Annotated in this window: 14 protein-coding genes; 4 read left to right on the top strand and 10 right to left on the bottom strand. The window is 42.1% G+C overall.

Annotation, left to right across the window (positions count from 1 at the left end; all coding sequences use genetic code 11):
- Positions 1-88: 88 nt before the first annotated feature.
- Entirely contained in the window at positions 89-1615 is a 1527-nt protein-coding gene (locus tag QNH43_RS02710; protein WP_076370823.1) for a succinyl-CoA:acetate CoA-transferase ScpC, read from the top strand.
- A gap of 315 nt (positions 1616-1930) precedes the next feature.
- Complete coding sequence (locus tag QNH43_RS02715) at positions 1931-3037, top strand: AI-2E family transporter (RefSeq protein ID WP_076370825.1); 1107 nt, start codon at positions 1931-1933, stop codon at positions 3035-3037.
- A 68-nt stretch (positions 3038-3105) separates the two neighbouring features.
- On the opposite strand, the gene QNH43_RS02720 is transcribed toward QNH43_RS02715, so the two are convergent.
- From QNH43_RS02720 to QNH43_RS02740, 5 genes are all read right to left on the bottom strand, one after another.
- Complete coding sequence (locus QNH43_RS02720) at positions 3106-4524, bottom strand: NAD-dependent succinate-semialdehyde dehydrogenase (RefSeq protein ID WP_076370827.1); 1419 nt, start codon at positions 4522-4524, stop codon at positions 3106-3108.
- A gap of 210 nt (positions 4525-4734) precedes the next feature.
- Positions 4735-6003: a dicarboxylate/amino acid:cation symporter gene (locus QNH43_RS02725; protein WP_283916711.1), complete on the bottom strand. Its 1269-nt coding sequence runs from the start codon at positions 6001-6003 to the stop codon at positions 4735-4737.
- A gap of 229 nt (positions 6004-6232) precedes the next feature.
- Positions 6233-7153 carry a ketopantoate reductase family protein gene (locus QNH43_RS02730; RefSeq protein WP_349654799.1) on the bottom strand — a complete coding sequence of 307 codons (921 nt, stop codon included), beginning with the start codon at positions 7151-7153 and terminating at the stop codon, positions 6233-6235.
- 149 nt (positions 7154-7302) lie between these two features.
- On the bottom strand, positions 7303-7857 hold the full coding sequence (locus QNH43_RS02735) for a 3D domain-containing protein (RefSeq protein ID WP_283916713.1): 555 nt from the start codon (positions 7855-7857) through the stop codon (positions 7303-7305).
- 397 nt (positions 7858-8254) lie between these two features.
- Positions 8255-9319 carry a M20 family metallopeptidase gene (locus tag QNH43_RS02740; protein ID WP_283916714.1) on the bottom strand — a complete coding sequence of 355 codons (1065 nt, stop codon included), beginning with the start codon at positions 9317-9319 and terminating at the stop codon, positions 8255-8257.
- Between the two features lie 162 nt (positions 9320-9481).
- Between QNH43_RS02740 and QNH43_RS02745 the strand changes: the two genes are divergently transcribed.
- Positions 9482-9988, top strand: a complete 507-nt coding sequence (locus tag QNH43_RS02745; protein ID WP_283900546.1) for a general stress protein — start codon at positions 9482-9484, stop codon at positions 9986-9988.
- Between the two features lie 344 nt (positions 9989-10332).
- Here the strand turns inward: QNH43_RS02745 and QNH43_RS02750 are convergent, their stop codons facing one another.
- From QNH43_RS02750 to QNH43_RS27610, 5 genes are all read right to left on the bottom strand, one after another.
- On the bottom strand, positions 10333-10614 hold the full coding sequence (locus tag QNH43_RS02750; RefSeq protein WP_283916715.1) for a methyl-accepting chemotaxis protein: 282 nt from the start codon (positions 10612-10614) through the stop codon (positions 10333-10335).
- Between the two features lie 36 nt (positions 10615-10650).
- Entirely contained in the window at positions 10651-11025 is a 375-nt protein-coding gene (locus QNH43_RS02755) for a hypothetical protein (RefSeq protein WP_283916716.1), read from the bottom strand.
- A gap of 192 nt (positions 11026-11217) precedes the next feature.
- Positions 11218-12678 carry a PH domain-containing protein gene (locus tag QNH43_RS02760; protein WP_283916717.1) on the bottom strand — a complete coding sequence of 487 codons (1461 nt, stop codon included), beginning with the start codon at positions 12676-12678 and terminating at the stop codon, positions 11218-11220.
- Entirely contained in the window at positions 12678-12905 is a 228-nt protein-coding gene (locus QNH43_RS27605; protein ID WP_349654813.1) for a PH domain-containing protein, read from the bottom strand. The genes QNH43_RS02760 and QNH43_RS27605 overlap by 1 nt, the downstream gene beginning before the upstream one ends.
- Positions 12906-12908: 3 nt before the next feature.
- The gene (locus tag QNH43_RS27610) at positions 12909-13172 is read right to left on the bottom strand and encodes a hypothetical protein (protein ID WP_349654800.1); all 264 of its coding nucleotides are present in this window, start codon (positions 13170-13172) and stop codon (positions 12909-12911) included.
- Positions 13173-13485: 313 nt separating this feature from the next.
- On the opposite strand from QNH43_RS27610, the gene dacB reads away from it, so the two are divergent.
- On the top strand, positions 13486-14907 hold the full coding sequence (gene dacB, locus QNH43_RS02770; protein WP_434060183.1) for a D-alanyl-D-alanine carboxypeptidase/D-alanyl-D-alanine endopeptidase: 1422 nt from the start codon (positions 13486-13488) through the stop codon (positions 14905-14907).
- Positions 14908-14968: the final 61 nt, after the last annotated feature.

Here is a 14968-nt window from a genome sequence, read left to right on the forward strand (position 1 = left end):
TAAGGCTTTTCATTCAGAATCGAATGTGATGATTACACAGGATTGGTAAAATTAAGTGTAAGAAAAGCGAAAAATGGGGGTCTTTTGTATGAACGAAAGCGTTTTCAAAAAAATTCGCAACGAACAATTTAAGGGGAAAGTAGTTACAGCGGAAGAAGCAGCTTCATGGATTAAAGATGGGATGAAACTCGGTATGAGCGGATTTACCCGTGCTGGGGATGCTAAAGTTATTCCGATGGCTCTAGTTGAAAGGGCTAAAACTGAAAAATTCAAAGTTGACGTATATACAGGTGCCTCATTAGGACCGGAAGTCGATCAACATATGGCGGAAGCGGGTATCATAAACAAACGTTTGCCGTTCCAAGCGGATAAAGGCATTCGCAATAAAATCAATGCTGATGAAGTCACTTATGTGGATCAGCATTTATCTCATACAGCTGAACAAGTTCGTCAGGGCATTGTCGGCCCTATAGATTTTGCAATCATCGAAGCATTGGCGATTACGGAAGATGGATTAATCATCCCGACAACTTCTGTAGGAAACTCAGCCATATTCGTTCAAGAAGCTAAACATGTAATCATTGAATTGAACGTGTCCCATCCAGAAGGATTGGAAGGGATGCATGATATATACACACCAGCTAAACAAGGGGAACGCGAACCGATCCCTATGACTAAAGCAAGTGATCGCCTTGGATCGATCGGTATTGCGGTTGATCCTGAAAAAGTAATGGGAATCGTCGTTTCCACGGATCTTGATGCACCTTCTACAATCGTGCCGCCGGATGAAGAAACAGCAACAATCGCCAACCACCTTATTAACTTCCTTCGTGAAGAAATCAAGGCTGGCCGTTTAACTGAAAGCCTTGCTCCGCTTCAGTCGGGTGTAGGTTCAGTCGCAAATGCAGTATTCGCTGGCTTCCTTGATTCTGAATTTAAAGATTTGGAAGTTTATTCAGAAGTGCTGCAAGATGCGGTATTTGATTTAATCGATGCTGGAAAAGTTAAATTCGCTTCGGGTTGTTCGATTACATTAGCTGAAGAAAAAGGTAAACAAGTTTACGGTGAGCTTGAAAAATACCGTGATAAACTAGTTCTTCGTCCACAAGAAATATCTAACCATCCTGAAATCATCCGTCGCCTTGGCTTGATTTCAATCAATACAGCGTTAGAGTGTGATATCTACGGTAACGTGAACTCGACACATGTTTCTGGGACAAGAATGATGAATGGAATCGGTGGATCTGGTGATTTTGCCCGTAACTCACGCCTAGGCATTTTCGTAACGAAATCATATGCAAAAGGCGGCAAAATTTCTAGTATCGTTCCTTTCGTTTCACATGTGGATCATACTGAACATGATGTGGATGTATTAGTGACAGAGCAAGGGATCGCTGATTTACGTGGTTTGGCACCAAAAGAACGCGTAGAGTTAATCATAGAAAACTGTGCGCATCCTGACTACCGTCCACAGCTTCGTGCATACTTCTCTGAAGCTGTTGCGCAAACTGGCGGGCATCAAACTCCACACATTCTTGAAAAAGCATTTTCATGGCATACAAACCTAGCTAAAAACGGTACGATGCTTGAAGCAGTACTTCAAGATCAAAAATAAGACTCAAAAAACCCCGCCAATACAGCGGGGTTTTTTTATTTGGGTCCGTGTCCCTTATTGGTGAAAACAAACCCATGAATCTTTCGACACCACTGGAAAGGAATATTTTAAAAAGAAGCTTAACCATCAAAAAGATAGGGAACTGTATCTTTAGGCTTTTTCTTTTATTTTTGTATATAATTATTCATTCAAGTTATGAAAATATGGTAAACTGCTAACAATGAGAGATTATCATACATAGGATTTTTCGCATTTATGATGTTGTTTCCTTAGAAATAGGGAGTTAAATAGAATGGTTATAGTGGAGGAGATAATTTGTTCAAGACAAAATTACATTTTTGGACGTTAGAGTTATTACTATTGTCTTTACTTTTTTATGTTGGTACAAAGATTTCTTTTCTTTTTGAACCGATAGTCATCTTTACATCTACATTGTTCTTTCCAATCTTGATTTCAGGTTTTCTCTACTTTTTGTTCAACCCCACTGTTGATTTCCTCGTTAAAAGGAGAATGCCAAGGGGATTGGCGATTTTATTGCTTTATGTATTTTTCCTGGGATTGATCAGTTTGTTGGTCGGTCTGGTCGGCCCGTCACTGTCCAAACAGGTTACGGATTTAGTCAATAACCTCCCGGATTATTTCAATCAAACAAGGAAGTTCATTGAAGATTCAGCTGAGTCAAAATGGTTTTTGTGGACGGTAGAACAAGATTATGTACCACTGCAAGAAGTAGGGGATTCGCTGCAAAAATATTTGACGAACTTACCTAGTAATATAACGAACAGTTTAACTTCCGTTTTCAGCGTGGTGACGAATATTACGTTAGTGGTCGTAACGGTTCCTTTCATCCTGTTTTATATGTTGAAGGATGGGGATAAACTTCCGGCCGCTATTATGAAATTCGTCCCGGTTCGCTATAGAAAACCGGCTTTAACAGTACTTCAGGAAACTGGCGGGACGCTTACCACATACATACAAGGGCAGATGCTTGTTTGCATGTTCGTCGGGATCGGAACGTTCATCGGGTATTTGATCATTGGTTTGCCTTACGCGTTCTTATTCGCGCTGATTGGTGCTGTAACCAATATCATCCCATATGTAGGTCCGTTTATCGGAGCGGCTCCTGCGGTCATTGTGGCGTTGATTCATTCACCGACCGAGGCGTTACTGGTCATTCTGGTTGTAACGGTCATTCAGCAACTGGATGGTAATTTCATATCACCGTTAGTCATCGGGAAAAAATTGAACACACATCCGCTCACCATCATCATCCTTTTGCTCGTCGCCGGAAACATTGCCGGTATCATCGGCATGATTTTGGCCGTTCCGACTTACTCTGTTGTTAAAACGATTGTATTGAATATCGTAAAATTCATCAGGATCCGAAAAGAAGAAAAGCTTGAAGAAGATATATTGGAATGAAAAAACGGGCCCGACTCAATTAAGTCGGGCCCGTTTTCTTAGTGAAGGAGCAAAAGCGCCTAAACAGGTTACAAACCTAAGGAAATATATTTTACTTCCAGGAATTCTTCGATGCCTTGATGTCCACCTTCACGGCCGAGCCCGCTTTGCTTGAATCCGCCAAATGGAGCTTGCGGAACGGAAGGAAGTCCATCGTTCAAGCCAACAATGCCGAATTCAAGTGCCTCGGTGAATTTGATGCCCTTGGTGATATTTTCAGTGAAGACGTAAGCTGCCAAACCGAAGATGGAGTCATTCGCCCTCTTGATTGCCTCTTCATCAGTCTTAAAGGAGGCGATGGGAGCTAGAGGACCAAATGTTTCTTCCTTCATGCAGAGCATGCTGTCATCAATGTTGGATAGTACAGTTGGTTCAAGAAAAAGACCGCTTATTGATTTACCGCCAGCTTCTAGCTTAGCACCGCTGCTGATTGCTTCATCAATTTGTTTTTGAACCTTATCAACTGCATTTTGATCGATAAGCGGACCGATATCGACACCATCCTCCAGTCCATTTCCTACCTTTAGTTCTTTGACCTTGGCAACGAGCTTTTTGATGAAGGCTTCTTGAATGGCTTCGTGGACATAAATGCGATTTGAACAGACGCATGTTTGTCCTGCGTTACGGAATTTTGAACTGATGATGCCATCAACCGCTTTATTAAGGTCGGCATCCTCAAGAACGATTGCGGGTGCGTGACCCCCGAGTTCAAGCGAAATTTTCTTTACCGTGTCAGCTGAGCCCCTCATAAGGGTTTTACCGACTTCTGTAGAACCGGTGAACGTCAATTTACGAACCCTTGTATCTTGAAGCCAAGTTTCGCCGATTTCTGATGATTTTCCTGTCACGACATTGATGACTCCTTTTGGAATGCCAGCTTCTTCAGCTAATTCAGCCATTTTTAGAGCTGTTATGGGAGTCAGGTTTGCCGGTTTAATGACGACTGTGCAGCCGACTGCAAGCGCTGGTGCAACTTTTCTTGTAATCATGGCTGCGGGAAAGTTCCAAGGCGTAATGACAGCTACAACTCCGACAGGCTGTTTTGTCACGAAAAGCCGCTTATTGGATACGGATGCAGGAATCGTTTCGCCGTATACCCGTTTTCCTTCTTCGGCAAACCAAGATAAAAAGCCATTTGCATATGTCATTTCACCAAGAGCCTCTTTAAGGGGCTTGCCTTGCTCTTCAGTCATGATTTTGGCTAGTTCTTCTTTATTATCATCGATCAATCGATGCCATTTCCAAATTAGTTCAGCACGTTCATAGACTGAGAGTGCAGCCCAGCCCGTAAAGGCTTCATATGCGGCATCTGCAGCCTTCGCCGCTTCAGTTGCACCGCCTTTAGGAACGGTGGCAACTACTTCATCCGTTGCCGGGTTTCTCACTTCAATTTTATCCAATCCAAAATCCGACCACTCACCGTTAATAAATAATCCGTAATCCTTCATGATAAAACCTCCCAATTTGGTTAAATCCATCAAACTACTAAAACTTTTAACTATATACTTTTACCTGTTACATAAAAGTATAAACACTTTTCAGTGATTCTGAAATTTATTTGATTGGCTATTTATAGAAAATCGGCTGTTCATTGATAGAATGGGAGCAAGACATAAAAAAAGAGGTGCAAGTTGCACACCCCTTCATTCAAGACTCGCTTATTTTTCCGATGAGACGGCCACTTCACCCATATCGCCTGAGATGGCTTGATTTGGATTGAATTCACCTTCCGATTTAGAAATGACCACTGTAGCAACACTGTTACCGATTAGATTGGTGATGGCACGTGCTTCAGACATGAAACGGTCGACTCCCAGCAGTAAGGCCATTCCTTCAACTGGAATCATTGGGAAGGCAGCTAATGTTGCAGCAAGTGTAATGAAACCGGATCCCGTTACACCGGCAGCTCCTTTGGATGTTAACATCAAGATTCCGAGAAGGGTCAATTCCTGCCAGATGCTTAAATCGACACCATAGGCTTGGGCGATGAAAATCGCTGCCATGGATAAGTAGATCGATGTGCCATCAAGGTTGAAAGAATAACCCGTTGGGACAACTAAACCGACTACCGATTTTGAACAACCATATTTTTCAAGTTTTTTCATTACGCTTGGTAAAGCCGATTCCGACGAAGATGTTCCTAAAACTAAGAGGATTTCTTCTTTTAAATAGGCTATGAACTTGAAAATATTAAAGCCGTATATTTTTGCGATCGAGCCAAGGATAATAATGATGAATAGTGCCATTGTGATATATACGCTACCCATTAATTGTCCTAAAGAGCTTAGAGAACCAAGGCCGAACTTACCGATTGTATAAGCCATTGCTCCAAAAGCCGCCAAAGGAGATACTTTCATGATCATACCGACGATGCCGAAGAAAATATCGGCAATATGCTGAAAGAAAGAAACGACTGGCTGCACTCTCGGTCCCATTGCCGCCATTGATAATCCGAATAATACGGCAAAGAATAGAATAGGGAGTAAGTCTCCGCCAGCAAGTGCGGCAACGGCATTATCAGGAATGATATTAGAAATGAAAGCAACGGCGCCGTGTTCCGTTTCGGAAGCGGCTGTTGTATATTGTGATACATCTCCGCCCTCGACTGAATCGATGTTAAAGCCTTTACCAGGTCCCAGCAGATTGACTACGATGATTCCGATGGCAAGTGCGAAAGTGGTTACGATTTCAAAATAGAGCAGGGCCTTTCCGCCGATGCGGCCAACCTTTTTCATATCACCCATACCGCCAATACCGATTACGACGGTTAAGAAGATGATTGGTGCAATGACCATTTTAATCATTTTAATAAATAAATCAGCTAATATCTTCAGCTGTTCACCGAAAGCAGGGAAGAAGAAACCGACTGTTATACCCAGAATGATACCGATGATGACCTGAACTGTTAGATTTTTTAATATTTTCAAGGTGCATTCTCCTTTGTTATATGATAGCGCTTTCTTAACCTGGTTATAGTGTAACAGAAGGAAGAATCAGAATATTCTTTTGGTGATATTGTTTTCTTTTTGTTCTTTTTGGTCTTGGGATTTTTAATAACTGAAGGGTGGAAGAGGAATTAAAGTGTCTATTAGGGTTCATGATAGATTGATAAACTGCAATAAAAAAATACCGGTGGGGCGCCGGTATTGGGAAAAATCAATTTTCGAATGGTTTTATGAGTGCATAAAGGGTTCCGATCACAGGAAGTCTCAAACCGGCCTTGTCGGCAAGGCGCAGTGCACCGCCCTGTAAATGTTCCACTTCCAGGGTTAGGCCCTTCCGGCGGTCCTGGTGCATGGAAGAGGTGGATTCATCAGGTAAACCTGCCATGTTTTCCATCGCCTGGGCAATATTCTCCATAGTAATTCCGACACCATGAGCATTTGCGAGCTCCTTCATTTCAACAAGGACCTTTTCCAGCAATCCATTGGTTTCAGGGAATCTCCGTATCGTGCCGATAGGGAGGTTGGAGGCAGTTGTCACACCGGAGAAAGCGGTGATGAACATGTATTTGATCCACATCCTGATCAATATGTTTTCCGTTCTGCCAGCCTTCATGATAGCTGATCCGGCCGCCTGTTCGAATTCATCACAAATCTTTTTTTGTGACGGATGAAGCGGGCCATAAATTAAATCGTGATTATCATTGGAGTGAATGACATGACCTTTTTCATCAAGAGTGGCGATGATAAAGGCGCTTCCTCCCAAGACGGCTTCATCGCCCAGTTCTTCCTGTAAAATGGATATATGTTCCAACCCGTTCAAAAGCGGGAGGACCTTTGCGCCTTTTTCGACAAGGACCTTTAAATCTTTAAGGGTGCCTTGCAGATGCTGGCCTTTTACGGCGAGAATCACAAGGTCGACCTTTTCGATATCATTTACGTTCTCTGTGATATGTAGGTCGTTAAATTGGTAGTTTCCATGTGGGCTGGTTATGCTGATACCGTTTTCTTTCAATTGTTTGGCGCGGTTTTTTCGGACAAGGTATTGAACATGCTGCCCCGCCTGCTGCAACCTGCCTCCAAAGTAGGAGCCGAGTGCCCCTGCCCCTATAATGACAATATTCAATGTGCACACCTCTCTTTTGATTAAGATGTACTAATCATAACATTGACTGAAATTTCAGTAAATATTTCCGTTTGAAGGGAAACTGGTTGTTTAGGTGTTTATAAGAATGGGAAAAACAAAAGACCAGCCTGAATTAGGTTTCAGGCTGGTGCTTATCATTATTTATAGATTTTTACTTTAACGGTTTTTCTGCCCCAATTGATAGCTTTTGATTGAGAAGAGTAGAAGACGTCAATTTTATTCCCTTTGATTGCGCCGCCTTTATCTGCCGCAATGGCATCCCCGTATCCTTCTACATGAACCTTTGTTCCTAGTGGAATGACCTTAGGGTCGACTGAGATGGCTTTTACGTTAGGGTTTTTCTTTAAGTTAAGACCCGATGCTGTAATACCGCTGCAACCTTTGCAGTTCGCAGTGTAAGCTGTTGCCTTCACCGTGATCGTTTTATATTTCTTGGATGATGTCGTTTTAGCTTTAGGTTTAGCAGAGGTCGATGTTTTCTTGACCTTTAAAACTTGTTTTGGATGGATGTTATCTTTTTTCAGGTTGTTCCAACTTTTGAGTTGATTGACTGTTATATTATGTTTATTGGCGATACCCCATAGTGTGTCGCCGCTTTTAACTTTGTATGTAGTAGTAGCAGCCGATGAAACTCCGGAAAAACTAAATACCAAAAAGAAAGCAGTGAATAGTGGAAGTAGTATTTTTTTCAAAATGAATAGTCTCCTTTGTTTTAAATCGTAGACTTAGAATAACAGGTCTTTATGACAACAATGTTTCGCTGGAATAGTAATTGTGTTACAAAAAGGTTTCCCTTGATAAATAAATGTAATATAAACTAGGACAAAAGGACTTATCTATTAAATGTAAATATATTATTTTTTTTGTCAGTATAGGCGTATTTTTGGTAAATAGTGTTGGTGTTGTGGCGTATCTTGTTTAATGAGGGAAAATGTGGATGTGCATTCCCTGGATTAAAAGTCCTGTATATTTTGTAAAAAAACTACGCAATAATGAACAATTGAGTGCCGTTTATTTTAGTAGGAAAGGATATTCGGAGCATGAAAAAAGCCGGCATCTATGTGATGCCGGCTTTTTTCATGTTTTGGATTAATTTAAAACAAATTCAGAAGCGAAATCGACTAGCATTTTTTGATAGACTGCTACTGATTCAAGGTTGACGCATTCCCTATCTCCATGCCAGTTCTCACCTTTTGGACCGAATTCAATGGCTGGGATACCATATGCCGCAAAAAACACGGTATCTGCGGAGCCGTGCTGCCCAAAAATGGCAGCGTCCTGCTTGGTGTTCCTTTCGATAATCGGGCGGAGCAGAGTGATGAATGGATCTGACTCTTCGGTTTTTACAGGTTTACTGTACATATTAATATGGACAGTATTTCCTGTCACACTTTCGATCTGAGCAATGATATCTTCCATTGTTTGCGTAGGAAGGTAGCGTATATCAAGGCTTAGCAAACAGGCATCCGGTACCTTATTATAAACATCCCCGCCTTTGATTTTTGCTAGGTTAAGAGAAGGGGAGGAGTAAAGGGGAGTGTGATCCCGGGTGAAAGGAAGTTCCTTTATTTTTTGATAGAGATCATAGGCCTTTTCAATCGCATTCACACCTTCCCATGGACGGCTTCCGTGTGCAGATTTGCCGGATACTTCAATATCGAGACGAAGGGCACCCTTTGCCTGGAGTCCGATCCCCAATTGCGTTGGTTCAGCACAGATTACAAAGTCCCCTCTATACCCATGTTTCGCTAAATATCCGGAACAGTTCAACCCGCCAATCTCTTCATCCGATACGATCTGCAACTGGATTTTTAAACCTAAGTCCTTATCTTTCAGTTCGGTAAATGCACACATCATCCCTGCAACTCCCGCCTTCATATCGGCTGTCCCGCGTCCATATAAGTTTCCTTCATGAATCTCAGGGAAAAATTGATCCGGCGTTCCGCTGACAACATCGACATGGCCATTCCAAATTACGGTTTTATCTCCGCTGCCAATCTCGCTAACAAGCATTTTATAACCGTTATTCACGATCACATTCACGGTAATTCCTTGTTTTTTAAGCCAGTCCGCACAGTAATCAACTGCCTGGTTGGCCCCTTCTTTCGCTGAACTGTCAATAGATACTAAATCTTTAAGTAACTCGATGAGCAAAAAGAAAACCCCCTAAAAATGTGCATACTATTATTATATATACCCTTTCTAAGTAAGGGTTAACTTAAAAATATTTTCCCGTTAAATAACGTTTTCCTTTTCATCCCCTGGGGTATGTAAAGGGGGAGCGACAATTTACATTCTTTAAGGAGGATGATAGATATGGATAAGCGTATAATTGGTGTATATGAAACTGGAGAAGAAGCCATAAAGGCTGTTGAGTCATTACAGGCCCAAGGGTATGATCGTGAAGATATTTCGGTGGTAGCTAAAGATAAAGAAGAATTAAATACAGTGAATGAAGAAACGGGTACAAAAGTTGAAGAGGGGCTCGCAGCTGGTGCGGCGACCGGAGGTATTTTGGGCGGTGCTGCCGGATTATTGGCTGGTGTGGGTGCTTTGGCCATTCCGGGAATCGGACCGGTACTGGCAGCCGGGCCGCTTGCTGCAACATTAGCCGGAGCGGCTGTAGGTGCTGGTACAGGAGGATTGGCCGGTACATTAATCGGAATGGGCATACCTGAAGACGAAGCTAATCGTTATGAAGCGGATGTAAAGAGTGGCAAGCTGCTTGTTTTAGTCGATTCTGATGCGAGAAAATCCAGTTCTTCTTACTCGGGAATAACTGAAACCGATGAAACGCTAACGAACAGTAGAAGAACTCTATAAATCGTAAGGTAAAAGGACGGGTCCCGTAGGACCCGTCCTTTTTTTGATTAGAATGTGAATTTCTTTATTTCTTTGTGCATTTCCTCGGATAGGGCATCCAATTCACTAGCCAGGGCATTTTATTGTTCCATGGAAGCTGATACTTCTTCAGTTCCTGTCCAAGTTTCCTGACTGATTGAATTTAATCTTTCTGTATTGCTCGCCATTCGTGTGACTTCGTTTACCATATCGTTCATCATCTTTTTGATTTCATCGAAATTGCTGAATGTGTTCGCGATAATGGATGCAATGTGACTGAAGGCATTCTCCGTATCCGTTACAGAAGTATCCTGAAGATGGATTTTTTAATTGACTTGATCAATCAATTGAACGGTATTGGTTGTATCGGTTTGCATGGCTTGAATGATTTCAGAGATTTCTTTCAGTGAGTTTTCCGTCTGTTCGGCCAATTTCTTCACTTCATCGGCAACAACTGCAAACCCTTTTCCGTGCTCACCGGCCCTGGCTGCTTCGATGGCGGCATTAAGAGCGAGTAAATTCGTTTGTCCTGCAATCCCGCTTATAGTCTTTACGATTGCACTAATATCATCTGAGCGCGCATCCAATGATTTGACTGCCTTACTCATCTTACTGGAAATCAGTGACGTTTCATTGAATTGCTGTTATAGGCCTTGCACTTGAGTGATTCCGTTTTCGGAAGCCTTGAACATATTTTCGGATTCCGTGGCCATTTTGCTCGCTTGTCCTTCAAGATCATTGATTTTGTCAGCCAATAGCTTTACAGCCATTTCGTTATTCTGCCCGACTTCAATTTGGTCTATGGCACCGGCCGCTATTTGCTCCATCGTCATGGCGACCTCGTTAGCCGCCGCTGAATTTTCATCTGCACTAGCCACTAGCGTCATGGAGGATTCCGATACTTTATTTTTATAGCTCATGTAAGAGATGGCCATTCCGCTTATCATGATCAATGCTAAAAAAGGAATCAATATTTGTTTTTTTAGCGAATTAAAATACCAGTCTGTCAGTCTTTTCATATGTACAATTCTCCTTATATACCTCAAATTAATTTAGGCTTCTATAGATATTTCGGCCTGCATTGACTTTTTTGAAGTTTCAAGTTAGAAAATTCCCAATATTAATTCTGAGGTGAGTGGAAGACAAATATTCAAGGTATAGAGGATGAAAAAAGAGCTGACTGCCACCGTCAACTCTTTGATTTTTGATTACTATTCGACTTGGATATTTTTTGTCCTGTCCATATACCATGTGTAAAACTCGTCTGCATATTCAACGGATACATCCTGGAGCTTTGTATGGTGTACAGGCTTGGAGCGGTTGATCGTTTCAATTGTGGCAAGACCGAAAAGCTTTTGCAACTTCGAACGTTCCACCTCAATTTGAATGACCTTGCTTCTTTTGGTAATGAATAGCGATGTTTCCAAACTTCCGGACTTGAACTGAATGAACTCATCATTTAACAAGTAACGGCTATTTTTGTAATCCATTATTCTCAATGAATAAATGAGGACGAGTAAAATCAGCGATATATACCATAGGGAGGGTTTAAAATAATAGATTGCCAATGTTGTGAGAATCCAGAAAAAGCTGGGCCGCAGCATTCGGATTTTGAAGGCCTGTTTCGATAGCGGCTCCATTGACCGTTCCACTTTGTAAGCGGGTAAAATCTCTTCTACCATCCCATATGCCCGTTCGATCGATAAAAAAGGATAGAGTGTATTCGTTTCCAACTCTTCACCGCCCGTATTTCCTGCACTGACCAGTTTCACTTCTGCCAAGCCTAGCAATCTTTTAATGATTGATTGGGTGATTTCTACAGCTTGTACTTTTTCTTTCTGAATGGAAAAAGCGGATTCATCCAATACACCTTTCATGATATATATACGCTCGTGATCGGATGAAATTTCATATTTTCCATATTTGACGAATGTGGAGACGATTCCGAAGGCAACGGCGACACATACGAAGCTTGCAAGAACGATGGTTATGATCCACCACGTATCCAACTTGGCAAGAAACCCTTCAGCGTTCTCCAAATTGATAAAATCATCGAGTGTATTATATAACGTAGCCAATATCGGGATAAGAGCCAGGAAGCTGAGTGATGTAAAGGAAGCTTTCAGCACATCTTGCTTGGTTGGTGTGAAATGGATCGTTTTTTCATTGATTGGTTCAGCTATTCGTTCTTCGGGAATATCCACTTCGATAACCGGAATTTCCTGTTTTGAAGCATATTCCCCCTCAAGCCGTTCGGCCTCTTTTCGGGAAATCACCTCGAAAGGTACGGTACCCTGATCACCAGTCATCCCCGTTTCGAATGTTAAAGAGGTTAAACTGAAAATCTTATGAAATAACGTCGTGCGTTGCTGAACGTTCTGTACCTTATGAAGCGGGACCGTCCGATACGATTTCGAGATGAGCCCTGAAGTAATATATATGGTTCCTTCTTTGATTTGGTATTTATACGTATACCATTTTAGGATGACGGAAATGACTTTCCAAATCAGATAAACTAGAAAGCCGACTTGGAGTACCATCATATACATCTTTTCAGAACCGAAGTTCAGGACATAAAGCATGATGATGAAAAACGCATTTCCTTTCAGCAATTTCCAAAACTCGAAGGGGATTTTGAAAGGGTGTAATCGTTTTGCATGTTCTTCCATCATTAATCCACTTCCTTAATTTTTGCGAAATGGGCAATTTTATCTCGTAATTCATAAGCTTCTTTCTCGGGGATGGCAGGTATGTCATGAGAGTCCCCCATTGTTCCGATGCTAAGGGAATAAAGGTTATATTTTTGCAAAAACGGTCCTTGGTTCAATTTGACGGATTGGACCTTCGTCATCGGAATGAGTTCATGCGTTTCACTCCAGGCTCCACGTTTTGTTTGAATGAATTATTCGTTCACATCGTAACGCCAATACTTTTGCAACAAGATCGGTTCAATGAAGATGGACCAGATTGCATGAAAAAAAGATAATGCGATAAGTCCGTTTAAAATCCATCCAATCCATTCTTTCCAAGTGAAATAATCATCAACAAATAATAGGATGCCAAGGACGGTGAGGATAATGAGATGGGTAATGGCTTCAGTCATCCGCCAAACCTTCACTGATTCTTTGGAGATTTTCTTGGTTGGTGGCTGTATCTTTGAATACATATATTCACTCCTTACTATGTCTATATACTTATACGGATTAGCCGACAAGAAAGTTCCTTATTATCCTTTTGTGCAAAGAAATCATGAAGTCGGGTTCCCTATCGATTCCGTGGGATGGCAGCCGAATAATCCTCCAGTTTCCTGAGTATGTATAAATAAGGACTTCGAGTGGATCTTTTCTTTTTATATGACTGTAAATTGGACAAGATAGAAGTGGTGAGCATTTAGAGTGGGAGTGATACGTTTGACATACAAAAGGAAGTTGAGTTTTATATTCTTCCTGTTTTTGATCTGTTTTTTTAATGGAGAATCGATGCAGGCTGCGAATGATGATGGAAACCTAGGGCAGGAAATTCAACAAATATTGGATGAATCGCCGGGATTGGCTGGCGCGTTAACGGGAATTTCCATCCGTTCAGCTGAAACGGGGGAAATGATTTATGAACGGGGGTCGCAAACGAGATTGCGTCCTGCTTCGAACCTTAAGCTATTGACTGCAGCAGCTGCGCTGGAAACTTTAGGGGAAGATCATGCTTTTGAAACGGAACTATACATAAAAGGAGTGCAAGTTGGCCAGGTTCTGCAGGGCAATGTATACCTGAAGGGAAAAGGAGACCCCACATTATTGGAAAAGGATTTCGATGAGCTGGCAGCTTCACTGAAGCACAGGCAAGTTAAGCTGGTTCACGGGGATCTTATAGGCGATGATTCTTGGTATGATGATGTTCGTTATTCCCAAGACTTAGTTTGGAGCGATGAACAGGAATATTACGGGGCAGCCGTTTCGGCTTTAACCGCTTCCCCGAATGAAGACTACGATACCGGTACCATCATCGTGGAGATATCACCTGGGAAAAAGGCTGGTAAAAGGGCAATGGTGAAGCTGAAGCCGGAAACGGATTATGTGAAGGTCATCAACAAAACGAAAACTGAATCGGAAGACGGCAATAATAAAATTGAAGTCGAAAGGTCTCATGGCACACAAGTCATTACGGTGACCGGAACCATTCCGGAGCATGCCGGGGTGATCAAAGAGTGGATTTCCGTGAAAGATCCCACAGTATATGCCCTGAGCTTATTTGAAAACTCAATGAATAAACAAGGAATTAAAGTGTTGGGAAAAAGGGAAAAAGGGAAAACGCCAGTAGGAGCGGACATGATTGCCACTCATCGGTCCATGCCGCTTTCACAACTGCTTATACCTTTCATGAAATTGAGCAATAACAGCCATGCCGAGGTTTTGGTGAAGGAAATGGGCAAAGAGGCAGAAGGGGAGGGAAGCTGGAAGGATGGTTTGAAGGTTGCTCGAAATCAGCTGAAGAGTATGGGTCTCGATATGCAAACGATCATGATGCGTGATGGATCTGGAATTTCACAAGTCAATATGATTCCAGCGAATGAAATAACGAAGCTGCTGTATGCCGTACAGGAAAAAACGTGGTTTACTGCTTACTTGAATGCTTTGCCGATTGCAGGCAACGACAATCGGATGGTGGGCGGTACGCTAAGAAAGAGGATGAAAGGAACATATGCAGCCGGGAATGTTCGCGCTAAAACAGGGACGATTTCAGGAACGAGCTCCTTATCAGGTTACGTTACGACCAAAAGAGGGGAAAAAGTCATATTTTCGATCATCTTGAATAATTTTGTAGAAGAAAAAGGCATTACGGCAATCCAGGATAAGATAGCCGTGATGCTCGCAGAAAAGGAAAACCGGTTGGGGAGTGGCCTTTAGTATCCATTTGGAAAACAAAGTTTGAAGTTCAGGGAAAGCTGCTAGAAACAGTTCGGCCTCT

The sequence above is a fragment of the Peribacillus simplex genome (assembly GCF_030123325.1).
Taxonomy (GTDB): Bacteria; Bacillota; Bacilli; order Bacillales; family DSM-1321; genus Peribacillus; species Peribacillus simplex_D.

Bases quoted from the DNA above. Each gene is read 5' to 3' on its own strand.
- QNH43_RS02710 (WP_076370823.1), top strand. From the start codon at position 89: ATGAACGAAAGCGTTTTCAAAAAAATTCGCAACGAACAATTTAAGGGG.
- QNH43_RS02720 (WP_076370827.1), bottom strand. From the start codon at position 4,524: ATGAAGGATTACGGATTATTTATTAACGGTGAGTGGTCGGATTTTGGA.
- QNH43_RS02745 (WP_283900546.1), top strand. From the start codon at position 9,482: ATGGATAAGCGTATAATTGGTGTATATGAAACTGGAGAAGAAGCCATA.
- QNH43_RS02750 (WP_283916715.1), bottom strand. From the start codon at position 10,614: ATGAGTAAGGCAGTCAAATCATTGGATGCGCGCTCAGATGATATTAGT.
- QNH43_RS02755 (WP_283916716.1), bottom strand. From the start codon at position 11,025: ATGAAAAGACTGACAGACTGGTATTTTAATTCGCTAAAAAAACAAATA.
- QNH43_RS02760 (WP_283916717.1), bottom strand. From the start codon at position 12,678: ATGATGGAAGAACATGCAAAACGATTACACCCTTTCAAAATCCCCTTC.
- QNH43_RS27610 (WP_349654800.1), bottom strand. From the start codon at position 13,172: ATGTATTCAAAGATACAGCCACCAACCAAGAAAATCTCCAAAGAATCA.
- dacB (WP_434060183.1), top strand. From the start codon at position 13,486: ATGCAGGCTGCGAATGATGATGGAAACCTAGGGCAGGAAATTCAACAA.